Genomic DNA, 22,844 nt, shown 5'->3' with positions numbered 1-22,844 from the left:
TAAACAGCCTTCAGTACCTGCCCAAAACTATAAATACACAGGGTCCTTGCATGCACACCACCGCACAACCGCGACGAGCCGCGGCCGCCGCCTTCATTGGCACGACCATCGAGTTCTACGACTTTTACATTTACGCCACCGCGGCGGCGCTGGTGCTTGGGCAAGTGTTCTTTCCCAGCAGCGACCCGGTGATGAGCACCCTGGCCGCCTTCGGTAGTTTCGCCGTTGGCTTCATCGCTCGCCCCATGGCCGGCATGGTGTTCGGTCACTTGGGCGATCGTCTGGGCCGCAAGAAAATGCTGCTGGTGACCATGGCGCTGATGGGCCTGGCGACTGCCGGGATCGGCCTGCTGCCGAGCTACGCCAGTGTCGGCATCTGGGCGCCGGTCGGTCTCATCGTACTGCGCCTGATCCAGGGCATTTCGGTGGGGGGCGAGTGGGGCGGTGCGGTGTTGATGGCCAGCGAGCACGCGCCGGCCAAGCGCAAAACGTTCTACGCCTCGTTTGCCCAGCTCGGCAGTCCAGCGGGTTTGTTGCTGGCCCTGATCGCCTTTCGCCTGGTGACGTCCCTTGAGCCAGAAGACTTCTTGTCCTGGGGTTGGCGTCTGCCGTTTCTCGCCAGCGGTGTGCTGATGATGGTCGGCCTGATGATCCGTTCCGGCGTGCACGAGTCGCCGGAATTCGCCAAGGCCCGAGACAACAACGAAACCGCCAGATACCCGGTGAAAGACGTGATCCGTACCTGCTGGCGGCAGATCCTGTTTGCCGCTGCGGCGGTGACCATTGGCTCCGCCGGGTTTTTCTTCACCAACACATTCATGATCACCTACGTCACCCAGTATCAGGGCATCGCGCGCTCGACGATTCTCGATTGTCTGTTTTTGGTGACTGTTATTCAGCTGCTTTCGCAACCGCTTTCCGCGTTGCTCGCCGAGCGTATCGGCGAGGGGCGCTTCCTCAAGCTCGTCGCACTGCTGTGCATGGTCACGCCGTACCCGATGTTTGTGCTGGTGGGTACGCAAAACATTCTGTTGATGACCCTCGGCATCGCCCTGGCGGTGGTGATCCTGTCGGCGCTGTACGCGGTGATCGCCGGTTACATGACCCAGGCGTTCCCGGTGCATCTTCGCTACTCAGGCATTTCCATCGCTTACCAGTTGAGTTGCGCGCTGGCCGGGGGCACCACGCCGCTGATCGGCACGCTGCTGGCGAGCAAGTTTTCCGGACAATGGCTGCCGCTGGCGGTGTTCTTCACCTTGCTCTCGGCCCTGTCCCTGATCGGTGTTTGCGGGCTGGCCCGCCTGCGCGCCAACCCGATCGTCACCCACGCTGCTAAAGAGGTGTATTCGTGAGTCAACTTGAACACATCGGCCCGGTTGAATGGAAGGCCCGTTGCGAGCTGGCGGCGCTGTATCGGCTGGTCGCGCACTTTCGCATGACCGACTTGATCGACACCCACATCACCCTGCGGATTCCGGGGCCTGAGCATCACTTTCTGATCAACCGCTACGGGGTGATTTTCGACCGCATGCGCGCCTCGGATCTGGTGCGTATCGATCAGGACGGGTGCATCGTCGACCCGGCCTACGAAGGTCATCGGGTCAACGCCGCCGGCTTCGTCATTCATTCGGCGATCCACATGGCCCGACCGGATCTCAACTGCGTGATTCACACCCACACCGCCGCCGGCATGGCCGTTGCCGCGCAGAAGCAAGGTTTGCTGCCGATCAGTCAGCATGCGCTGAAGTTCTACGGCAAGCTGGCGTACCACACCTACGAAGGTATCGCGCTGTCGCTGGATGAGCGCGGGCGTTTGATCGACGACCTGGGGCCGCACCGGGCGATGATCCTGCGTAACCACGGCTTGCTGGTCGGTGGGTCGGGCGTGGCTCAGGCGTTTCAGGAAATTCACTTCCTTGAGCGTGCCTGTCAGGCGCAGGTCGCCGCGCTGGCCGGTGGTTGCGAATTGCATTACCCGTCCCCGGAAGTCTGTGCACACACCGCTGAACAGTTTGACCGCGATGAACAGGACAACATCATCGACCTGGCCTGGGAGGCCGCACTGACCCTGATCGAATCCCAGCGTGAGTCCTATCTGTCATGAACACCGTGGTTTTGCTGTCCCGCGACACCTTGCTGCTCCAGCAATTGCAGGCGGCGTTTGCCCGTAGCGCGCCGCAGCTCACCACCGTGCTGGCGGATGATCCGCTGGCTGAACACGCGCAGATTGCCGCCTGCTGGTTTCCTTTGCCGGGCAGCCTGGCCGCGTTGCCGAACCTACAGGTCCTCCACTCAGTGGCGGCCGGCATCGATCACCTCGAACATGACCCGTCGTGCCCGGATCTGCCGGTATGCCGGGTGGTTGATCCCGGCCACCGCCAAGGCATGACCGAGTACGTGCGCTGGGCGGTGATTCACTATCACCGTGGCTTTGATCAGGTGCTGGAACAACAACGCAATCAACACTGGGAGCGACCGCTGCAACGGGCGGCGGGGCAATTCAAGGTCGGTGTGATGGGGCTGGGATCGTTGGGTAGCGCCATTGCTCAGGATCTGGCTGCCGCCGGTTATGACGTTCGAGGCTGGGCCCGTCGTAGCAAGGATCTGAACGGTGTCCAGATCTTCGCCGGTGCCGAACAACTGAACCCGTTTCTTGAGGGCGTGGAGCTGTTGATCAACTTGCTTCCACTGACCCGCGAGACGCGCGGCATCCTCGGTAATTCAACCTTCGAACATCTGGCCAATGGCGCCGCACTGGTTAATTGCGGTCGCGGCGGTCACCTCAACATCGACGACCTCGAACGTGCCCTGAAAGCAGGAAAACTGCGCGGCGCCTTGCTGGATGTTTTCGAACAAGAACCGCTTCCGCCCCATCATCGCCTCTGGACCATGCCGGGCGTCGCGATCACGCCACACATGGCCTCGGCCGCGTCCCACGATTGCATTGCCGAACAAGTGGCAGAGAACTTTCGCCGTTTAAACGCCGATGAACCACTATTGAATTGCGCCGACCGAACACTCGGTTATTGAGACTGACTAACTCGCCCGCCAAGTTGGGCGAGACATAACAACAATCCCTCACCTCGAACGTTTTACTGCCAGTCAAAACAATTAAACAAATTCCTGGAGTCAGTGATGAGCGATCTATCGTCCGCAGAAAAGTCCGGCGCACCACCGGAAGTTGCAATCAGCATGAAAAAAGTCGCCGTGGCCAGTGTCATCGGCACCACCGTGGAATGGTACGACTTGTTTGTTTTCGCCACCGCGTCAGCGCTGGTGTTCAACAAAGTGTTCTTCCCGGATTTCGTGCCGTTGATCGGCACCTTACTGGCGTTCGGCACGTTCGCTTCGGCCTATCTGGCGAGGATCGTCGGCGCGGCATTGTTCGGGCACTTCGGCGACAAGCTGGGGCGGAAGTCGATGTTGTTGATTTCGCTGCTGACCATGGGCGCCGCCACATTCGCCATCGGCCTGTTGCCCAACTATGCGGCCATCGGTATCTGGGCGCCCATCCTGTTGTTATTGCTCAGGGTCATTCAAGGCCTGGCACTGGGCGGCGAGTGGGGCGGGGCGGTGCTGATGGCGGTGGAGCATGCGCCGGCCAACAAGCGCGGCTTGTACGGTTCCTGGGTGCAGATCGGCGTGCCCGCCGGGACCATGATTGCCAACCTGGCGTTCCTGGTGATCGCGGCGTGGCTGTCGCCTGAGGACCTGCTGGCCTGGGGCTGGCGCATTCCGTTCCTGGCCAGCGTTTTGCTGATCGCCGTGGGCTTGTACATTCGCCTGAACATCGCTGAAACCCCGGCGTTCAACAAGGTCAAGGAAGCCGAAGAGCAGGTGAAAATGCCGTTGGCCGAAGTCTTTCGCAAGTACTGGAAACAAGTGGTGCTTGGCGGTATTGCGACGATGTCGACCGGCGCGTCGTTCAACATCATCGTCGCGTTCGGCCTGACGTACGGCACGCAGAATCTGGGCTTCAGTCGCAGCGTGATGCTCGGTGTAGTGCTGCTGTCCTGCGCCTGGTGCATCGTCATGTTGCCGGTATTTGGTGCGCTGTCGGACCGTTACGGACGCAAGCCGATCATCGTCGCCGGCATCGTTGCCGAGGCGTTGGTGGCGTTCCCGATGTTCTGGTTGATGGACACCAAAGAGCTGTCGTTGGTGATCTTCGGCTACTTGCTGTTGATGACTGCCTTCGCCGCCAACTACGGGCCGATTGCGACTTTCCTGGCGGAGTTGTTCGGCACGCGGGTGCGCTATTCGGGGCTGTCGATCAGCTACATGTTGTCCGGGCTGCTCGGCAGCGCAGCGACGCCTATCGTCACCACCGCGTTGCTCGCAGCCACTGGCAAAGGCTCGTCGGTGGCCTGGTACATGATCGGCGCGGCACTGATTTCCCTGTTGGCGCTGTTGCTGCTGACCGAGACCTTCAAGCGCGACATCAGCGAAATTCCGGCGGGGGCGACTGCCGACGACCAACCCGCTCGCAAACCTTTCAAATCGGCTGCGGCCTGATCCATGGAGTTCAACAGCATGCGCAGAATCCAGTCGGCCCCGGGTTTCATCGGCCCGGTCGGGCCTTACTCTCAAGCGGTGGTCAGCGGCCATCTGGTGTTCACCGCCGGGCAGATTCCGGCGCAAAGCGGGCTCGACGACCAGCCCGTCGATTTCACCGAGCAAGTGCGGCAAACCTTGCGCAATCTCGAGGCGATCCTGATCGAGGCGGGCTCCGATTTCAGCCATGTGATCAAGGTCAACGCGTACCTGACCGATCCCGCGCAACTGGAGCCGTTCAACGCGGTGTACCGCGAGCTTCTCGGCCATGCGCCTCCGGCGCGAACCACGGTGTGTGTGGCGCTGTGGGGCGTGTCACTGGAGATCGATTGTGTGGCCGAGTTGATCACGAAGGAGTCGCCACGTGGATAAGTCGCAGCTGATCGAGCAGTTCAAAGCGGTGAGCTTTCCCACCCTCGGGCATTTTCTCGAGGAGGGCTTTGCCGACTCGCAGCTGCGGGCCATGGTGCCCAATGTGAAACTGGTCGGCCGGGCGTTGACGCTGAAACTGGTGGGCGCCGACGCCATTGCCGTCAACCAGGCGTTGGTGCTGATAAAACCGGGTGATGTGCTGGTGATCGACACGGGCGGCGACTGGCAGCACGCCCCGGTCGGCGCGGTCACCAGTTGCGCCGCGAGTTGCGCCGGTGCGGCAGGAATCGTGGTGGACGGCGCGGTCACTGATCTGCTGGAACTGCGCGAAGGCGGGTTACCCGTCTTCGCTCGCGGCACCAGCCTGCTGACCACCAAGTTGCATGGCCGGGGCGACAGCGAAATCAATCAGCCGATTCAGTGCGCAGGTGTCACGGTACAGCCGGGCGATCTGGTGCTGGGGGACGACAACGGTGTGCTGTTTCTCGACTGGTCAACGGCGGCCAGCGTGATCGAACAGGCGCTGGCGTCCGATCACGCCGAGCCACGTTTGCTCGAACGTTTGCGCGCTGGCGAGCCGGTCGCGCAGGTGTTGCGTGTCTAGGCCGTCAGTCCCTTTCCCGTCGCCATGCCAGCGCTGAACACGTTGAGCTGGCCAGTGCTTAATCACCGTTTTTCCAGGAGTTACTTATGTTGAAAATCAATGGCGAACGCCTGTGGGCGAGTCTGATGGCGATGGCCGAAATCGGCGCCACCGCACGCGGCGGCAGTTGCCGTCTGGCCCTGAGCGATGAAGACAAGGCCGGTCGCGAACTGTTTGCCCACTGGTGCCGTGAAGCCGGCATGACCCTGAGCGTGGACGCCATCGGCAACCTGTTCGCCCGCCGCGCCGGCACTGATCCGGACGCCGCGCCGGTGATGATGGGCAGCCACCTCGACACCCAGCCTGAAGGCGGACGCTTCGACGGCGTGTACGGCGTACTTGCCGGCCTGGAAGTGGTGCGTTGCCTCAACGACCTCGGCATCCAGACCCGCAAACCGCTGGAAGTGGCGGTGTGGACCAATGAAGAAGGCGCGCGCTTCACCCCGGCGATGTTCGGTTCGGCGGTGTTCACCGGGATCATGCAACTGGACGCGGCGCTGGCGGTGCAAGACATTGATGGCGTCAGCGTCGCCGATGCATTGCAGCGCACCGGTTACGCCGGGGAGCGTCCGTTGGGTGGTGCGGTGGATGCGTATTTTGAAGCGCACATCGAACAGGGCCCGATTCTCGAGGACAACGCCAAAAGCATTGGCGTGGTCAGCGGCGGCCAGGCGATTCGCTGGCTCGACGTACGGGTCGAAGGCATGGCCGCCCACGCGGGCACCACGCCCATGCCACTGCGCAAGGACGCCTTGTACGGCGTGGCGCGGATGATTCAGGCGATTGAAGGTCTGGCGGCCGATTTCGCGCCGGAAGGCCTGACCACCGTCGGTGAATTGAGCATCAACAAGTCGTCGCGCAATACCATTCCGGGGCTGGTGAATTTCACCGTCGATCTGCGTCACCATCGCGACGAAGCCATCGAGGCGATGGAGCAGCAGGTGCGCGCGCGGCTTCAGGCGATTGCCGATGGGCGCGGTCTGAAGCTGACGGTCACCCCGCACTGGATCAGCCCGGCGACGCCGTTCGATGCGGAGTGCGTGGCGGCGGTGCAGCAAGCGGTGGATGCGCTGGGCTACGCTCAGCAATCGATAGTCAGCGGTGCCGGGCATGACGCGATTCATCTGGCGCGGTTCTGTCCGACGGCGATGGTGTTTATACCGTGCGTGGGTGGCTTGAGTCATAACGAAGCGGAAGATGTGCTGCCTGACGATGTGCGGCAGGGTACGGATGTGTTGCTCAACGCGGTGTTGTCCCGCGCCGGCATTGCAAATTAATAAACAGGCTGCAAACACAACACCTGTGGCGAGCGAGCTTGTTCGCGCTTGAGTGCGCAGCACTCACATCAACTGCGAGGCCTGCCTGAGTTTCGGGGCCGCTACGCAGCCCAGCGCGAGCAAGCTCGCTCGCCACAGGGCATTCGTCTAGGCCCAAGATTAGGTATTCACCCATGCGCAGTTTTTTTCATCCTGAACAATTGCTTCATCATCCACGCAGTTACTACTCCCGTGGGCAGATGCGCACGCCGCAGGAAGTGCCGGAGCGTGCGCAGCGCCTGCTGCAGGCGTCTCACTCATTGGGCTTCAAAGTCGAGCAACCGGCCGATGCCGGACTTGAGCCGCTGCTGGCGGTGCACGGCGCGCCCTACCTGGCGTTTTTGCAGGAAGCGCATCAGCGCTGGAAGGAAGTGCCTGAAGATTGGGGCGACGAAGTGATGTCAAACATCTTCGTCCGCGAGCCCAACGCCCTGCGCGGAATTCTGGCTCAGGCTGCCCGGTATCTCGCGGACGGCAGTTGCCCGGTGGGCGAACAGACCTGGCGCTCGGCTTATTGGTCGGCGCAAAGCGCAGTGGCCGGGGCACAGGCGTTGCTCGATGGCGAGCCGGCGGCGTACGCCGTGTGCCGTCCACCGGGGCATCACGCTCGAGCGGAGGCGGCGGGTGGTTTCTGTTATTTGAACAACGCGGCGGTGGCGGCGCAGGTGTTGCGCGGCGGGTTTGATCGCGTCGCGGTGCTCGATACCGACATGCACCATGGACAAGGAATTCAGGAGATTTTCTACGACCGCGATGATGTGCTGTATGTTTCGGTCCATGGCGATCCGACCAATTTCTATCCGGGGGTTGCCGGGTTTGGGGACGAGCGCGGTGTCGGGGTGGGTGAGGGATTCAACCTCAACTTGCCGATGGCCCATGGTGCGAGTGAGGCGGACTTTCTCGGGCAACTGGACGTGGCGCTGGCAGCGGTGAAGGATTTTGCTGCGCAAGTGCTGGTGCTGTCGTTGGGCTTCGATATTTTCGAGCTGGACCCGCAGAGTAAAGTGGCGGTGACGCGCGAAGGGTTCAAGCGGCTGGGTGAGCGGGTTCGCAGCCTGGGTTTGCCGTGTCTGATTGTGCAGGAAGGGGGGTATCACCTGGAGAGTCTTGAGGATAATGCGCGGGCGTTTTTTGTCGGGCCAGAGGTGTGGCAGATCTGAGTTGGGTGGTGCCTGACAGGCCGCTTTCGCGGGCAAGCCCGCTCCCACAGTGTTCGAGTCGAACCGCCTATGTGTGATTGACGCTGAACCTGTGGAAGCGGGCTTGCTCGCGAAGAACGATAACTCGGTGCAACGGATGAATCCCAAACGCCGTAAGGCACTTGCCATCGCCCTGACGTTAACGTAAAGATTGCGGCAGGGCGCTGAACTTAAAAGAGCGCAGGGCGGACCGATCCGGAGCGCTTGATGACGCTGATAAAAACAACTTCCCCCAAGCTGCACCGCGAAGCCCGGCTGGCCCGGGAAAAACTCCACCTCGAGGGCGAAGTCCCCGATGGCGTGTTGCGCGCAGAAATCGATGCATCGTGGCGGCGCAGCCTCAGCCATGGCGTGCATTTCAACGGCAAACATGAACTGACACTGGAATCGAGCGCGAGCCTCGATGTGCTGTTGTCGAGCAATCGTCTGCTGATCGACGCGGCGTTGCCGGCCATCGATTACCTGGCCGAGCGCCAGGGCAAGGAAGGGCTGATCATCCTCGCCAATTCCGACGCCACCATCCTTGCCGTCGAAGGCCGGGCCGATCGCCTCAAGGGCAGCGGCCTGCAAGACATCACCCTCGGCGCCTGCTGGAGCGAAGCCGCTCGCGGCACCAACGCGCTGGGCACCGCACTGGTGGAAGCCCGGCCGACGATGATCGATTGCGGCGAGCATTACCTCGATAGCCTGACCGATTTCTCCTGCACCTCGGTGCCGATTTATTGCCCGCAAGGCGACATCCTCGGCGTCCTCGACCTGACCCGTGAAGGTCCGCTCGGCCGCGTTCACGACAGCACCGCGTTGCTGGCCATGGCCGTCAGCCAGATCGAAAGCCGGGTGTTCAACGCCAGTTTCCCCGACCAGATCGTCCTGGCCTTCCACAGCCGTCGGCAATACCTGGAATCCCCTTGGCAAGGCCTGCTGGCGGTGAGCCTCGGCGGGCAGATTCTCGCGGTCAGTGCCCAGGCCTGTCAGTTGCTCCACGCCGAACGCTCGGCGCTGGTCGGCCGCCGTTGCGAAGAGTTTCTCGGCGTCGATGGCCTGCAACTGCTGTCGCGTTTGCATCAGGGCGGCGTCGGCAGTCTGCAGACCGCCAAAGGCGAGTTCTTCTACAAAACCCTGCGCGCGCCGCAGCGGTCGATCAACGTCAGCACGCCGCCGCGCAGCACCGCCAAAACCACTAAACCGCAACCCGATCTAGATGCCCTGGCCGGCAACAATGTCCGTTATGCCCGCGCCTTGCGCATGGCACGCCAAGGGCTGGCCAACGAATTGCCGGTGTTGCTGCTCGGCGAAACCGGCACCGGCAAGGAAGTCATTGCCCGCGCCTTGCACATGGCCGGCAGTCGTTGCGACAAACCCTTTGTCGCGGTGAACTGCGCGGCGATTCCCGAAGGCCTGATCGAGTCGGAACTGTTCGGCTACCGCGAAGGCGCGTTCACCGGTTCCCGTCGAGGTGGCATGGTCGGTCGATTGCAACAGGCCCACGGCGGCACGCTGTTCCTCGACGAAATCGGCGACATGCCGCTGGCCCTGCAGGCGCGACTGCTGCGCGTTCTACAGGACCGTAAAGTCGCACCGCTCGGCGCCGGCGAAGAACAGGACATCGACGTCGCCCTGATCTGTGCCACCCACCGCGACCTCAAACGCCTAGTCGAAGAAAAACACTTCCGCGAAGACCTGTTCTACCGGGTCAACGGCATCAGCGTGATGCTGCCGGCGCTGCGCGAGCGCGACGATTTCAGCGGGTTGGTCAGTCGCCTGCTGGCAAAACTTGACGCACCGACCATGGTCCTGCATGACGACCTGAACCGCCTGCTGGCGGGCTATCACTGGCCCGGCAACATCCGCCAACTGGAAATGGTCTTGCGCACCGCGCTGGCCATGCGCGAGCCGGGGGACACGGTGCTTACCCTCGACCACTTGCCCGACAGCATGCTCGACGAATTGAATGCCAGCGAGCGCCCTCCGTCCGGGAGTATTCGTGAGAACGAACTGGAGCTGATTCGCCAGTCCCTGGACAGCCATCAGGGCAACGTCTCGGCCGCCGCCGACGCCCTGGGCATCAGCCGCGCGACTCTGTATCGCAAGCTCAAACAGTTGCGTTCGTGATGCAGCGCCTGATCGTTCGGCTGATCGACAGCCAGAACCCCGAGGCCCTGCAAGCGGCGTTGCGCTGGCTATACAGCTTTGTGCGGCCGCATCGTCTGGCGATTGCCGGGTTGCTGGGGTTGTCGGTCTGCGCATCGTCGCTGGTGCTGGTGCAACCCTGGCTGACCAAGCTGTTGATCGACGATGGCTTGCTGGCGCGCAACTTCCCCATGCTGGTACTGATCGCCGGGCTGATGATCGTCGCCGGGTTGCTGGGGACGGCGCTGTCGGGGATCAATCGTTACCTGCATACACGGTTGTCCGGGCGGATTCTGTTTTCACTGCGCGACGACCTTTATCGGCATTTGCAAACCTTGTCGCCAAGCTTCTACGGTCAGCGGCGCATCGGTGATCTGATGTCGCGCCTCGATGGCGATGTCGCCGAAATTCAGCGCTTCGCCGTGGACTCTCTGTTCTCGGCGGTGTCGAGTGTGATCGGTCTGGTGGTCGCGGTGGCGATGTTGCTGACCTTGTCGTGGAAGCTTTCGTTGCTGGCGTTGGTGCTGATTCCGCTCGATGTGCTCTGGCTGCGCTGGATGCGGCGCAAGGTCGAGCGCGATGTCCGCCAGTTGCGCGAGCGTTCTGCGGACATGTCGTCGTTCATGGTCGAGACGTTGCCGGTGATGAAATTCATTCAGTCGGCCGGCCAGCAGCAGCGTGAGTCGCGGCGGCTGGAGGCTCTGGGGCAGGGCTATATGAGTCAGTTGCTGCGCCTGCAAGTCACCGAGTTTTTCACTCAGGCGGTGCCGGGCACGTTGACCTCACTGTCCCGCGCCTGTGCATTTTTGATTGGCGGTTACTGGGTGGTGCAAGGAACGTGGCAACTGGGCGCGTTGATCGCGTTTTCCACCTATCTGGGGATGGCCGTAGGACCGGTTCAAAGCCTGCTCGGGCTCTATGTCGCGATTCAGCGGATGACCGTCAGTCTCGGGCGCGTGATGGAATTGCGCGGTGAACAACCGACGGTTTTGACACCCGTTGAACCCAAGCCGATGCCGACCTGCGGCGAACTGCGTTTCGACGACGTGCACTTCAGCCATCCCGGTCGCCCGACCACCTTGCGCGGCATCGAAGCGCGGATTCCCTACGGTTTGAAAGTGGCCCTGAGTGGCGGCTCCGGAGTCGGCAAATCGACGCTGATCGATTTGCTGCAACGGCACCACGATCCACAGTCCGGCCGGGTGTTGCTGGGCGAGGTCGACCTGCGCGAACTGGACCTGTTCCAGTTGCGCCGGCGGATTGCCGTGGTCAGTCAGGACATTGTTTTGTTTCGCGGTAGCCTCGCCGACAACCTGGCCTACGCCGTGCCTGACGCCAGCCGCGAAGCGATTGCCGAAGTGGCGCGGCTGGCACAACTCGACAGCCTGATCGCCTCATTGCCCGAAGGCCTCGACAGCCCGCTGGGCGAGCGCGGTCAGCAGTTGTCGGGCGGCCAGAAGCAACGCATCGCAATTGCCCGGGCGCTGCTGCAGGACCCGTTGATTCTGGTGCTGGACGAAGCGACCTCGGCGGTGGATGAAGCCACCGAGCGCGAAGTGATCGAGGCCATCGACCGTCTGTTTGCCGGGCGCACGCGCATCCTCATCAGCCATCGCCCTTCAACCCTGGCCGACGCCGATCTGCGCTTCGAATTGCTCGACGGCGTGCTGACTTCAAAAACGGTGCAGCATGAAGTCTGAACTGCGAGTCGGGGTCGTCGACAGCGGTCATTCGGCGGCGCAGCGGGTGCAGGTGATCGCCGGACGGCGGTTCTCGTTACTGGCGGACGGCCTGGCCGAAAGTGACTTGCGCGACGACCCGCTCGGTCACGGCAGCGCGGTGATCGAAGCCATCAGTCATCGGGCCCCTTCTGCGGTGTTCTGCGTGGCTCAGGTGTTCGATCAGCGTGGCGTCACCAGTGCCTTGCAGATTGCCACGGCCATCGACTGGCTGGTGGCGCAGGACGTGCGGCTGATCAATCTGAGCCTCGGCTTGCGGCAGGATCGCAGCCTGTTGCGCGAGGCGTGTGCAGCGGCGGTTGCCCGGGGCATTTTGCTGTGTGCGTCCAGCCCGGCCCAGGGCGAGGGTGTGTTCCCGGCGAATTATCCACTGGTGCTGCGCGTCACCGGCGATGCACGCTGCGCCGAACAGGAGTGGTCGTGGCTCAACAGCGCCCAGGCGGATTTTGCGGCGTGCGTGCACGGCACGTACCCGGGTCAGTCTGGCGCCAGTCTGGGCTGCGCGGCGTTGAGCGGGCACATTGCGGGTTTCCTGGTTGCGCATCCCGAGGCGAGCAACGAGCAGGTCATCGACTGGCTGCGGGAAAACGCGCGGTATCGCGGGCCTGAACGGCGCTTCGGCGCATGATTGTGATTCTTGGCGCCGGGCCGGCGGGCGCGGCAGTGGCCCTGGGCTTGCGCCGGCTCGGTTACGCCGTGACGCTGGTCAGCGAGTGGCGACGGTTTGCCGCACTGGAGGGCGTTTCGATCCGGGTGCTGGAGGCCCTGCGCGGTGCCGGTCTGCATCAAGCGTTGGCGGATGCGGCGTTACCGTCTCAACGGCAGGTGTCGTGGAACGGCCAACAGCATGCGCAAAACATCGAATTTCTGCTGGACCGCCCGAACTTTGATCGAGGTCTTCGTGAAGACCTGCGCCTGGCGGGCGTCGAGTTGGTCGAAGGTCGAGTGCTGAGCGTTCAGACCTGGGCTGCGGGGCATCGGGTCGAGATTGAGGGACGCGAAGCGCTGGTCGCCGATTTTCTGGTGGAGGCACGTGGACGCCAGGCGCCGGCGCTCGGCAAAGGCCTGCGCGGCCCGGAGACGGTCAGCTTGCTCAATCGCTGGCAAGCCGCACCGGGCGACACCGCCAGCGCCGTGGAAAGCCTTGAGGACGGCTGGGCGTGGATGGCACGGCGGGCGGACGGTCAGTGTTATTGGCAGTGGACAGTGGACGTGGCCAGCGCGCACTTGCCAGGCAAGCCGCGGTTGCTTGATTACTGTCGCCAGCGGCGTCGGGATTCTATGTTGGCGCAGGCGTTTTTCGGTGGCGAGCCTGAGGTCGATCTACAGTTGCATGCCCGCAGCAGCACCGCGATCCTGAGCCCACAGGTGTGCGGCGAAAACTGGATTCGAGTCGGCGATGCGGCGATGGCGGTGGATCCGCTGTCGGGCAACGGCATCTTTCAGTCCTTGTCCTCGGCGTTGCAGGCGCCAACGGTGATCAACACGCTGTTGCGAAAACCGGAGCGGGCGGCGTTGGCCCAGCGTTTTCATCAGCAACGGGTGGAGCAGTTGTTTTTGCGGTTTGCGCGGATCGGGCGGGATTTTTATGCCGATGAGCAGCGTTGGCCGGATCAGCCGTTCTGGCAGGCGCGACGGCAGTGGCCGGATGCGCAGGTCGCGCATGCCGAGGCTGATTTTTCTTCGTTGAAAATCGAGCGAGCGCCGGTGTTGAAAGAGGGGTTTGTGGATGAGGCCGAGGTGGTGATCACGGCGGATCAGCCGTTGGGGATCTGGCATGTTCAGGGGGTTGAACTGGCGCCTTTGGTGCGTCGTTTGCGCACTGAACCGGCGGAACAGGCTTTAGCCGGGTTGACGATGGAGCAGGGCAGGATGGTTCGCAGTTGGTTGTTGGGGCAGGGATTCAAACCCTGAAATCTCGGTTGCCAGGGCCGGCCTCTTCGCGGGCAGGCCCGCTCCCACAGGTTTTTGTGGTGAACCTGCAATCTGCGGCACACACAAATCACTGAGGGAGCGGGCTTGCCCGCGAAGGCGGCCTAAAGAACGATGAAGATCACAGCTTGATCAACACCGACTTCAATTCGGTGTAATGCTCGATCGCCGCATACCCCATCTCACGCCCAACCCCCGACATCTTGTACCCGCCAAACGGCAATGCCGGGTCCAGGGCGCTGTGGCAATTGACCCAGACCGAACCCGACTTGATCCGCGGAATCATCCGGTGCACCGCCGCCAGATCATTCGACCAGATGCTCGCGCCAAGCCCGTAGGGACTGTCATTGGCCATGCGCAACGCATCGGCCTCATCATCGAACGGAATCGCCACCAGCACCGGCCCGAAGATCTCTTCCTGCACCAGCGAATGCTTCTGATCGACATCGACGATTACCGTCGGCTTGACGAAGAATCCCGGCCCGAACTGCTCACCGCCGCAGGCGATGGTCGCGCCGCTTTCCCGGCCCTTTTCGATGTACCCGTAAACCCGTTCCTGCTGCCGCGCAGAAATCAGCGGCCCCATCTCCACGCTCGGGTCCAGCCCGTTGCCGAGCTTCATGGCGTTGGCAATGTCGGCGATGTCCGCCACCACATTGTCGAAATGCTTGCGCTGCACATACAGGCGCGAACCGGCACAGCACACCTGGCCCTGATTGAAGAAGATCGCACTGGCGGCGCCCGCAGCGGCGGTCTTCAGGTCGGCATCGGCCATGACAATGGTCGGCGATTTTCCACCCAGCTCCAGGGTGACGCGGGTCATGGAATCCATGGCGATCTTGCCGATCTGCTTGCCCACGGCGGTGGAACCGGTGAAGGTCAGCTTGTCCACCAGCGGGTTGTGCGTGAGGGCTGAACCAGCGGTGATGCCGGTGCCGGTGACCACGTTGAACACACCTTGCGGATAACCGGCTTCCAGTACCAGCTCCGCGAGTTTCAGTGCGGTCAGCGGCGTTTCGTCGGCGGGCTTGAGCACCACGGTGCAGCCGGTGGCCAGGGCCGGGCCGAGTTTCCAGCAGGCCAGCAACAGCGGGAAGTTCCAGGCGACGATGGCTCCGACCACGCCCACCGCTTCGCGACGAATGAAACTGTGGAACTGATCGTTGGGCATCAACGGCAACGATACTTCTACGCTGGAGCCTTCGATCTTGGTCGCCCAACCGGCCATGTAACGCAGAAAGTCGATGGACAGTTGCACGTCCATCACTTGGGCCACCGCCGCGCTCTTGCCGTTGTTCAGGCATTCCAGCTGCGCCAGCAATTCGGCGTCGCGCTGCATCAGGTCGGCGAGTTTCCACAGCAGGTTTTGCCGCTCGCGAGGACGGGTACGGGTCCAGGCGGAATCATCGAACGCCTGACGCGCCGCGAGCACAGCCCGGTCAACGTCTTCCGGCGTGGCCCGCGGCACCACGCACAGCACCTCGCCGGTGGCCGGGTTGTGCAGGGGCATGGTCTGGCCGTCGGCGGCCTCGACCCAGTCGCCGCCGATAAGCATGCGCGGGGCGCGCTGGATGAACGCCGAGGTGGCGGGAAGCAGGTAGGGGAGCGTCATGGCGAGGCCTCTTGTTGTTCGTGAGAACGAGGCTTTCGCAATGGCTGTGCCAAGTGTCCGCAAGGGTCGGAGAGCCCTTTGGCGGCGGGCGTTGGATGAGATCCGGGACCGCCGGGTTCTGCCGTGTTGTCGCAAATCGCGACGGTGCCTGAGATTCAAGAGACGGTTTTTCAGCCCAGACCTATGGAATGTCCGGGCTGATTCGGGCGATACGCTGCGCTGTCTGCAATCAGACCGTCTCGTCGATCTTCTTGGCGTCGCGCTCGGTCAGCATCTGCACTTCCATCTCCTGCGTCATCCGCTCGCCTTTGCTCCACAACTGAGAGGAGAAGAAGCCGTTCAGGGTTTCAGCGTTTGGCGCCGAGCCTTTCTTCAAGAACAGGGCGCCCAGATCGATGGTGTTGGCGAAGTTCTCCTTGTTCAGGTTGTACCCGCCCACGTAGCTGCCCCCCCAGACGGAGTCGGCGGCCACCAGCTCGATGGAGGCGTCGCGGTAACTGCTCGCTGCCGATTTGAGCGAACTGGATGCATTCAGCAAATTGTTCAGCCGATTCATGTCGGAAGAACTGAGCGCGCCAGAAGTGTTGAGGGCCTTGAGGCTTCCATCCGCTTGAATGGTGAAGCCGAATTTTTTGTCGGCGAGGTCCGGGTAGGCGTGGGCCAACGCAGACTGGAACTCTTCAAAAGAGGATTTCAGCGATTGATGGGCGTTTTGGTGCCGCTCGGCAACCTGCGGGAAATCAGGCGACTGGCTGCGGCCGATCCAGGTCTCGATCGATTCGATGGTCAGACTGGTGGCAGGCGCCTCATCGCTTGGATGATAAATCGCCGCGGGATTGATGTTTACCGTCGTTTTCTGCTGCTCTTCACTCAGCGTTTTCGCTGTCAGTGGTTGGCTGGACTGGCTGAGCTGAGCGGCCGATGGCTGGATCGAGGCTGAGTTTAAAGAAATTGCCATGTCGTCATTCCCTTAACGTTTGGTGTAGCAGGTTATCGACGGGTAGCGCGAAAGCTTGAACGCCGAGACGACGAGCAACCGGGTTGCGCTCTTGAGCCCCCCACTTTTGGAGAATAGAATTTTCAGGCTCGGTGGGTGAAATGACGGAGCATTTACCCGGCACACATCTGGTGTAAGGGAGGTTGCGATGTTCCTTTCAACCCTGGAAATCCAAAGCATCATCGAACACAGCTTTCTGCCCGCCGTCTGCACCTGCAACATGGAAGCGGACCAGTCCCTGACGATCCGGGTCTGTGACTGCATGACTGGCAAAGTGGACCTGATCGCCACCCACGTTCCGGTGTGGACACTGGACAGTCCCCATGCCATCGCCACACTGGTGGCGGACATGCGTCAGGAAATCGAGGCGCACAAAAGCATTCATCCCACCTATTCGATCTGAACCAGCGACAAGCCGCACCGTGTAACCGGTGCGGCTCGCGCTGAGTAATCAGGCGGCGATTCTCCGAAAAATATCGTCGAACGTGTTGCCATCTACGGCAACCAGTAATTTCCTGTCGTCCTTGAGCGTGGCCAGGAACGTCACTTCGGTTTCCTTTCCGGCCAGCATGAAACCGGCAATGGCGCCGATGGGGCCGAGCAGCATGGCGCCGGCGACGCCGAAACCGATGGCGTCCTTGATGTTATTGATCGAATCCTCGTTGGCGACTTCCACGCTTTTGAACGAGGAAAGTGGCAGGGTGATGCCGGGCCACGGGTGGAGCGACGTTCTCAGGGTGAAAACGCCGTCTGTGTACTCTCCGTCACCCTGCAGAAAGTCCCCCGCCAGGACAGTGACGCTTGCCATGTTGGGACCCCCGACTGGCAATGGATGAACACTTATTTCGCCCCCGCAGGGGATTGCCGTCAATCGTCGGGCGATGAGCTGTTGCCGCCACGGCAACTATGCTTGTCTCAGACTGCAACACCTGTCGCGATATTAGACGCAAGTGCTCAGGCTCAGGCAGGCTCAACCGCAGTCAACTTCACGCAACCGCTTGATTAAAAAGCTAATCGGCAAGCTGGCACGCTCCGTGTATTGGTCATCGCAGACGTTTCTCTTGCCTCCGTCTGCGGTGCGCCGCCGGCGGCAGAAACCATAAAAACGATAAGCCACAAAAATAAGAAAGCACCGTGCGAGGTTCGACGTTGATGAAGAGAAAACTCCGATCAGGCCTGAGCGTCAGTCTGCTGGCCGTGGCCGCCTGTGTGGCGCTGCATTCGCCTTATAGCCTGGCAGCCCGCGACGCCCAGACCATCCTCAAGGAAACCTGTCAGGGCTGTCACACCCCTGAAGCCGATAATGCCCTGAGCCGCATCAGTCACCAGCGCAAAACGCCGGAAGGCTGGCTGATGAGCATCGCCCGGATGCAGACCATGCACGGTTTGCAGATCAGCGATGACGACCGCCGCACGTTGGTCAAGTACCTGGCCGACACTCAGGGCCTGGCGCCGAGTGAGACCGATGGCGTTCGGTATGCGCTGGAGCGGCGACTCAATACTGTCGAGAAATTCGACGACCAGACCAGCCAGATGTGCGGCCGCTGCCACTCCGGGGCGCGGGTCGCCCTGCAACGGCGTCCGGCCCAGGAATGGGAGCGTCTGGTGAATTTCCACCTCGGCCAGTGGCCGTCGCTGGAATACCAGGCCCTGTCTCGCGACCGCGACTGGTTCGATCTGGCACGAAAAGACATGGTGCCGTTGTTGGCCAAGCGTTATCCGCTGGACAACCCGGCCTGGAAAAAATGGCAGGCCACGGCGCCGAAAGCCGAGGCGCTGGTGGGCGACTGGAGCTTCAGCGGCCACTTGCCAGGCAAAGGTGAACTGGCCGGGGTGATGAGCGTGAGCGCCGATGGCGACGACACGTTCAAGGTCAGCGTCAAAGGCCAATACGCCGATGGCTCCCCGTTCAATGGCGACGGCAGCGCGATTCTCTACACCGGCTATGAATGGCGTGGCAACGTGACCATCGACGGCGTGACCATGCGTCAGGTGTTCGCCGCCCAGGGCAATGCCATGCAGGGCCGGATGTTCGAGGCCGAGCACGATGAACGCGGCCTGGACTTCGTCGCGGCCAAGCAGGGCAGCAGTCGTTTGCTGGCGGTGCAGCCGGGTTATCTGAAGGCTGGCGTCGAGACCGAAGTGACCCTGATCGGCAGCGGTCTTAGCGGCAAACCGAACTTCGGCAAAGGCGTGGAAGTGGTCGAGGTTGTCGAGCAAAACGCAGATCGTATCAAGGTCAGACTCAAAGCCGCCGCCAATGCCCAGCCGGGCCTGCGCAACGTCACCGTCGGCACGCTGAAAGGCCCGACCCTGTCGGTCTACAGCAAAATTGCCGAAGTCAAAGTCGTGCCCGAGTTCTCGGTGGCGCGGATCGGCGATGGCGGTGGTTCGACGCCGAAAGTCCAGGGGCGTTTTGATGCTGAAGCGTGGGGCAAGGGCGCTGACGGCAAGCCGTATCGCATCGGCGTGTTCCCGGCGCAGTGGTCGGTCGAAGCCTTCGACGACCGCGCCAAGGAAGACGAAGACGTCAAGTTCGCCGGCACCATGCAAGCCGACACCGGCGTGTTCACCCCGGGCGATGCCGGGCCGAACCCGCAACGCAAAATGTCCACCAACAATGCCGGCAACCTCAAGGTGATCGCCGCCGTCGACGACGCAGGGAAATCCCTGACCGGCGAAGGCCACATGATCGTCACCGTGCAACGCTGGAACAATCCACCCATTCCGTGAGTTGGCTGAAACCCAAGTCTTCAGACACTTTTTTCGGAATGACCGCAGGCCCCGCAGAACGGGGTTTGCACAGGAGGTTGCAATGGGCGCTATTTTGAATCTGGTTGAGCGGAACCTGCACGAAGTGCACGTCGATGCCGACCGCATGCTGTTTCACATTCCCAGCAGTTCACTGTTCGCCAGCGACGAGCTGACGGGCACCATCATTGATACGTTGCGCGGTCCCGGCTGTTCGTCGGACGACCTGATCCAGCGTTTGTCTTCTCGCTTCAACGGCGACGAAATCACCGAGACCCTGCGTGAGCTGATGTCCCTGGAGCTGGTCAGCGACGGCTCGCCGCTGACCCCGGACATCGGCACCAAACGGGTCGAGCGCACCGCGATCAATACCGTAGTGCTCAACGTCAACACCGGCTGCAACCTGAGCTGCACCTACTGCTACAAGGAAGACCTCGACAAGCCGTCGGCCGGCAAGAAAATGGACGTCGAAACGGCTATTGCATCAGTGGAAATGCTGCTGCGTGAATCCCCGGACGAAGAGCGTTTTACCGTGGTGTTTTTCGGCGGTGAGCCGCTGAGCAATCGCAAGCTGATCGAATACATGGTCGACTATTGCGAGAAGCGTTTCCGCGAGGCCGGCAAGTTCGTCGAGTTCGTCATGACCACCAACGCGACGCTGCTCACCGAAGACACCGTGGACTACCTCAACGCCCACCGTTTCGGCCTGTCAGTCAGTATCGACGGGCCGAAAACCGTGCACGACCGCAACCGCATCACCGTGGGCGGGCAGGGCACTTACGACGTGGTGCGGCGCAAGGCCGAGATGCTGCTGTCGCGCTACAACAGTCGTCCGGTCGGTGCCCGCGTAACCCTGACCACCGGCGTCACCGACGTCGAAACCATCTGGGATCACCTGTTCAATGAACTGGGGTTTGCCGAAGTCGGCTTTGCCCCGGTGACCTCCGGCGACATCAGCACCTTCAACCTCACCAGTGACGAACTGATCGAGGTCTTCGCCAGTATGAAACGCCTCGGTCGGCGTTACCTGGACGCGGCGCTGGAGCACCGCAACATCGGCTTCTCCAACCTGCACCAGTTGATCACCGACATCCACGAAGGCCACAAAAAAGCCCTGCCCTGCGGCGCGGGCCTGAAGATGCTGGCGGTGGATCACAAGGGTGAACTGAACCTGTGCCACCGCTTTACCGGCTCATCGCTGCCGACCTTCGGCAACGTGCACAGCGGTGTGAAACAGGTCGAGCTGAACGACTTCCTGTCCCAGCGCCTTGACCGTACCAACACCGGTTGCGAGGACTGCCAGATCCGCAATCTCTGCTCCGGCGGTTGCTACCACGAGAGCTACGCCCGTTACGGCGACCCGACCCACCCGACCTATCACTACTGCGAACTGATGCGTGACTGGGTCGATTTCGGCATCGAGGTCTATACCCGGATCATGGCCCACAACCCTGCGTTTATCAGCAGCTACATCACTCCGCGCAAGGCTCACTGATATGAAACATCTCAAGGCAATCAATAATAAAGCGTTGAAACTCGATGAGGCCGCGTCCGAAAACCGCATCGAAGAAGTGGTGGCGATGAGTTCTGTCGCGGGCTGTGCGTCGACCACCGACCCGGGTTGGGAAATCGATGCGTTTGGCGGTGTGTCGTCGTTGTGCCAGCCGATGGAAGCCGACCTTTATGGCTGCTCCGACCCTTGCTGGTGGCCGGCCCAGGTGCCCGACATGATGAGCACCTACCCGGACTGGAACAAGGATGCCCAGGCGTCCAACGACAACTGGCGCAACCTTGGCACTGTCTTTCCAAAAGACAAGTGATCGGACAAAAGAAGGATTCCAGCATGCACAGCATCAAAGCCTGCGGCCTGGCCGCGTTTGCCGTCCTGAGCGTCTGTTCGTTCAACGTTCTGGCCGATGAAAACTCCGCTCTACAAGACGGTCACGAGTACATGGTGACCACCAATTACCCGAACAACCTGCACGTGATCGACCTGGCCACGGACACGCTGTTCAAGACCTGCAAGATGCCGGACGCCTTCGGCCCGGGCACGGTTCAGTTGTCGCCGGATCGCAAGACCGCTTATGTGCTGAACAATCACTACGCGGATGTCTACGGCGTCGAACTGGACAGCTGCAAGCAGGTGTTCCACGCCAGCATCACCCAGAAACCGGGGGAGAAAGCGAAATCGATGTTCGCCTTCACCCTCAGCCATGACGGCAAGGAACTGTTCGCCATCGCCAACCCGACGTTGATGCTCAATGACCGCTACGAAGTGCAGCAGCCTCGGCTGGACGTCTACGCCACCGACGCCGGTATGGACGCCAAACCGGTGCGCAGCTTCCCGGCACCACGGCAGCTGACCATCATGCAGAGTGGCGACGACGGCACGCTTTATGTCGCGGGGGCGGACGTCTACAAGGTCGATGTGAAAACCGGCAAGTTCGACGTGCTGATCCCCAGCCGTCACTGGAAGCGGGCGAATTACAGCGCACCGGACGTGCTCTACGTGTGGAACCAGCAGACCTATCGTCACGACTTTTCGCTGCTCTACACCGCGGCGAAGTTCAAGGACAAGAAGCAGGATCCCGCTACCGCCGAGTACCTCTACGGGTTGTTCAGCATTGACCTGAAAACCGGCAAGACCGAAACCACCGACTTCGGCCCTCTGACGGAAATCTACTTCAGCGGCATGCGCTCGCCGAAGGACCCGAACCTGATGTTCGGCGTGCTCAATCGCCTGGCGAAGTACGACATCAAGGAAAAGAAAATGCTGCAGGCGGCGACGCTGGATCATTCCTACTACTGCATTTCCTTCAACAAGGACGGCAGCAAGATTTACCTGGCGGGGACGTTTAACGATGTGGCGATTTTTGATGCCGACAGCCTGAAACAGGTGGGCAGCATCAAGTTGCCGGGTGGGGATATGGCGATTACCACGGCGCAGATATTTGTCCGGTAATTGCGGCGCCTGTCAGGGCTTCATCGCGATCCGACGTGTCCGCAATGAGGCCCTGACAGGCACCAGATCCTCAAACCCCAGGCACCGGACAACTCAGATCCCCCTCCTGACACTTCAAGTAAATCTTGAAAGCCTCAACCCGCGCCTTGGTCAGGTCCGTGATGCAATTGCTGTAAATCAACGGATAGACACTCCCGCCCTCAACCCCGGACGCCGAAAACTTGCACTCGGCATCCCGAAACCCGATCCATGCCCGCTGCGCGCCTACCAACAGCTTCTTGCTGTCGGGATGGTCCTTCAAGCGCTCGGTGATCTGCCGGTAAAGCGCATTCAACTCCTTGTCCGCCGCCTTGTTCTGCTGCGCCGCACATTGATTCATCGTGGCCTGGTCGGTGGCGTTGTCGCAATCGACGGCATGGGCAATGGTGGTGAACAGCAATGGCGTCAGCGCCAGAAGCAAGCGTGGGTGCATGGGGATTCTCGCTGTGACTGGAAAAGTGAGGTGCAGTGTAGCGAAGCCTCATTCGCTTGCGGTGGCGCTGGAGCCCTTAGTAAGTGATCTGCGCACGCTTGGATGTCCTTGCGCCTGTATCACTTCTGTCGTTCTCAACCCCGAACTCTGGTGCGGATGTGCGGC

General features: G+C 61.6%; 21 protein-coding genes. 17 read left to right on the top strand and 4 right to left on the bottom strand.

Going from position 1 to position 22,844, the window contains the following annotated elements; genetic code table 11:
- The first annotated feature begins 50 nt into the window (after positions 1–50).
- The 12 genes from B723_RS27460 to qhpG all read left to right on the top strand — a co-directional run bounded on the left by B723_RS27460 (position 51) and on the right by qhpG (position 13,867).
- Complete coding sequence (locus B723_RS27460) at positions 51–1,352, top strand: MFS transporter (RefSeq protein WP_017339931.1); 1,302 nt, start codon at positions 51–53, stop codon at positions 1,350–1,352.
- Positions 1,349–2,104 carry a class II aldolase/adducin family protein gene (locus B723_RS27455; protein ID WP_017339930.1) on the top strand — a complete coding sequence of 252 codons (756 nt, stop codon included), beginning with the start codon at positions 1,349–1,351 and terminating at the stop codon, positions 2,102–2,104. The genes B723_RS27460 and B723_RS27455 overlap by 4 nt, the downstream gene beginning before the upstream one ends.
- Positions 2,101–3,030 carry a 2-hydroxyacid dehydrogenase gene (locus B723_RS27450; RefSeq protein WP_017339929.1) on the top strand — a complete coding sequence of 310 codons (930 nt, stop codon included), beginning with the start codon at positions 2,101–2,103 and terminating at the stop codon, positions 3,028–3,030. The genes B723_RS27455 and B723_RS27450 overlap by 4 nt, the downstream gene beginning before the upstream one ends.
- Positions 3,031–3,135: 105 nt before the next feature.
- On the top strand, positions 3,136–4,515 hold the full coding sequence (locus tag B723_RS27445; RefSeq protein WP_017339928.1) for an MFS transporter: 1,380 nt from the start codon (positions 3,136–3,138) through the stop codon (positions 4,513–4,515).
- An 18-nt stretch (positions 4,516–4,533) separates the two neighbouring features.
- Complete coding sequence (locus tag B723_RS27440) at positions 4,534–4,926, top strand: RidA family protein (protein ID WP_017339927.1); 393 nt, start codon at positions 4,534–4,536, stop codon at positions 4,924–4,926.
- On the top strand, positions 4,919–5,530 hold the full coding sequence (locus tag B723_RS27435) for an RraA family protein (RefSeq protein ID WP_017339926.1): 612 nt from the start codon (positions 4,919–4,921) through the stop codon (positions 5,528–5,530). Before B723_RS27440 ends, B723_RS27435 begins: the two co-directional genes overlap by 8 nt.
- A gap of 86 nt (positions 5,531–5,616) precedes the next feature.
- Positions 5,617–6,846: a Zn-dependent hydrolase gene (locus B723_RS27430; protein WP_017339925.1), complete on the top strand. Its 1,230-nt coding sequence runs from the start codon at positions 5,617–5,619 to the stop codon at positions 6,844–6,846.
- 173 nt (positions 6,847–7,019) lie between these two features.
- Entirely contained in the window at positions 7,020–8,045 is a 1,026-nt protein-coding gene (locus B723_RS27425) for a histone deacetylase family protein (protein WP_017339924.1), read from the top strand.
- A 246-nt stretch (positions 8,046–8,291) separates the two neighbouring features.
- Positions 8,292–10,196, top strand: coding sequence for a sigma-54-dependent Fis family transcriptional regulator (locus tag B723_RS27420; RefSeq protein ID WP_017339923.1), 1,905 nt, complete (start codon positions 8,292–8,294; stop codon positions 10,194–10,196).
- Positions 10,196–11,914: an ABC transporter ATP-binding protein gene (locus tag B723_RS27415; RefSeq protein ID WP_017339922.1), complete on the top strand. Its 1,719-nt coding sequence runs from the start codon at positions 10,196–10,198 to the stop codon at positions 11,912–11,914. The genes B723_RS27420 and B723_RS27415 overlap by 1 nt, the downstream gene beginning before the upstream one ends.
- The gene (gene qhpE / locus B723_RS27410; protein WP_017339921.1) at positions 11,904–12,581 is read left to right on the top strand and encodes a subtilisin-like serine protease QhpE; all 678 of its coding nucleotides are present in this window, start codon (positions 11,904–11,906) and stop codon (positions 12,579–12,581) included. The genes B723_RS27415 and qhpE overlap by 11 nt, the downstream gene beginning before the upstream one ends.
- Positions 12,578–13,867 (top strand): flavin-dependent monooxygenase QhpG, encoded by a 1,290-nt coding sequence (gene qhpG, locus B723_RS27405; RefSeq protein ID WP_017339920.1) that lies wholly within the window; start codon positions 12,578–12,580, stop codon positions 13,865–13,867. The genes qhpE and qhpG overlap by 4 nt, the downstream gene beginning before the upstream one ends.
- 139 nt (positions 13,868–14,006) lie before the next feature.
- Here the strand turns inward: qhpG and B723_RS27400 are convergent, their stop codons facing one another.
- Both B723_RS27400 and B723_RS27395 read right to left on the bottom strand, forming a co-directional pair.
- Positions 14,007–15,497 carry an aldehyde dehydrogenase family protein gene (locus B723_RS27400; protein ID WP_017339919.1) on the bottom strand — a complete coding sequence of 497 codons (1,491 nt, stop codon included), beginning with the start codon at positions 15,495–15,497 and terminating at the stop codon, positions 14,007–14,009.
- Positions 15,498–15,726: 229 nt separating this feature from the next.
- A complete protein-coding gene (locus B723_RS27395) occupies positions 15,727–16,455 on the bottom strand; it encodes a hypothetical protein (protein ID WP_017339918.1) in 729 nt (242 codons plus the stop codon).
- Positions 16,456–16,642: 187 nt separating this feature from the next.
- On the opposite strand from B723_RS27395, the gene B723_RS27390 reads away from it, so the two are divergent.
- Positions 16,643–16,897, top strand: coding sequence for a DUF1652 domain-containing protein (locus tag B723_RS27390; protein WP_017339917.1), 255 nt, complete (start codon positions 16,643–16,645; stop codon positions 16,895–16,897).
- A gap of 48 nt (positions 16,898–16,945) precedes the next feature.
- On the opposite strand, the gene B723_RS27385 is transcribed toward B723_RS27390, so the two are convergent.
- Positions 16,946–17,302 (bottom strand): hypothetical protein, encoded by a 357-nt coding sequence (locus B723_RS27385; protein WP_017339916.1) that lies wholly within the window; start codon positions 17,300–17,302, stop codon positions 16,946–16,948.
- Between the two features lie 344 nt (positions 17,303–17,646).
- Here B723_RS27385 and peaA point away from each other — a divergent pair, with 344 nt between their 5' ends.
- The 4 genes from peaA (at position 17,647) to peaD (ending at position 22,207) form a co-directional block, all read left to right on the top strand.
- Complete coding sequence (gene peaA, locus B723_RS27380) at positions 17,647–19,227, top strand: quinohemoprotein amine dehydrogenase subunit alpha (RefSeq protein ID WP_017339915.1); 1,581 nt, start codon at positions 17,647–17,649, stop codon at positions 19,225–19,227.
- Between the two features lie 82 nt (positions 19,228–19,309).
- Positions 19,310–20,740 carry a quinohemoprotein amine dehydrogenase maturation protein gene (gene peaB, locus B723_RS27375; RefSeq protein WP_017339914.1) on the top strand — a complete coding sequence of 477 codons (1,431 nt, stop codon included), beginning with the start codon at positions 19,310–19,312 and terminating at the stop codon, positions 20,738–20,740.
- 1 nt (position 20,741) lies between these two features.
- Positions 20,742–21,065 (top strand): quinohemoprotein amine dehydrogenase subunit gamma, encoded by a 324-nt coding sequence (qhpC, locus tag B723_RS27370; RefSeq protein ID WP_017339913.1) that lies wholly within the window; start codon positions 20,742–20,744, stop codon positions 21,063–21,065.
- Positions 21,066–21,088: 23 nt separating this feature from the next.
- Positions 21,089–22,207, top strand: coding sequence for a quinohemoprotein amine dehydrogenase subunit beta (gene peaD, locus B723_RS27365; RefSeq protein ID WP_017339912.1), 1,119 nt, complete (start codon positions 21,089–21,091; stop codon positions 22,205–22,207).
- 70 nt (positions 22,208–22,277) lie between these two features.
- Here the strand turns inward: peaD and B723_RS27360 are convergent, their stop codons facing one another.
- Complete coding sequence (locus B723_RS27360) at positions 22,278–22,679, bottom strand: lysozyme inhibitor LprI family protein (RefSeq protein ID WP_017339911.1); 402 nt, start codon at positions 22,677–22,679, stop codon at positions 22,278–22,280.
- Positions 22,680–22,844: the final 165 nt, after the last annotated feature.

It is taken from the genome of Pseudomonas fluorescens NCIMB 11764 (genome assembly GCF_000293885.2).
In the GTDB taxonomy this organism is placed as follows: Bacteria; Pseudomonadota; Gammaproteobacteria; order Pseudomonadales; family Pseudomonadaceae; genus Aquipseudomonas; species Aquipseudomonas fluorescens_B.
Note: the sequence above shows the minus strand (reverse complement) of the source record. Positions and strands in the feature narration are given on the sequence as shown.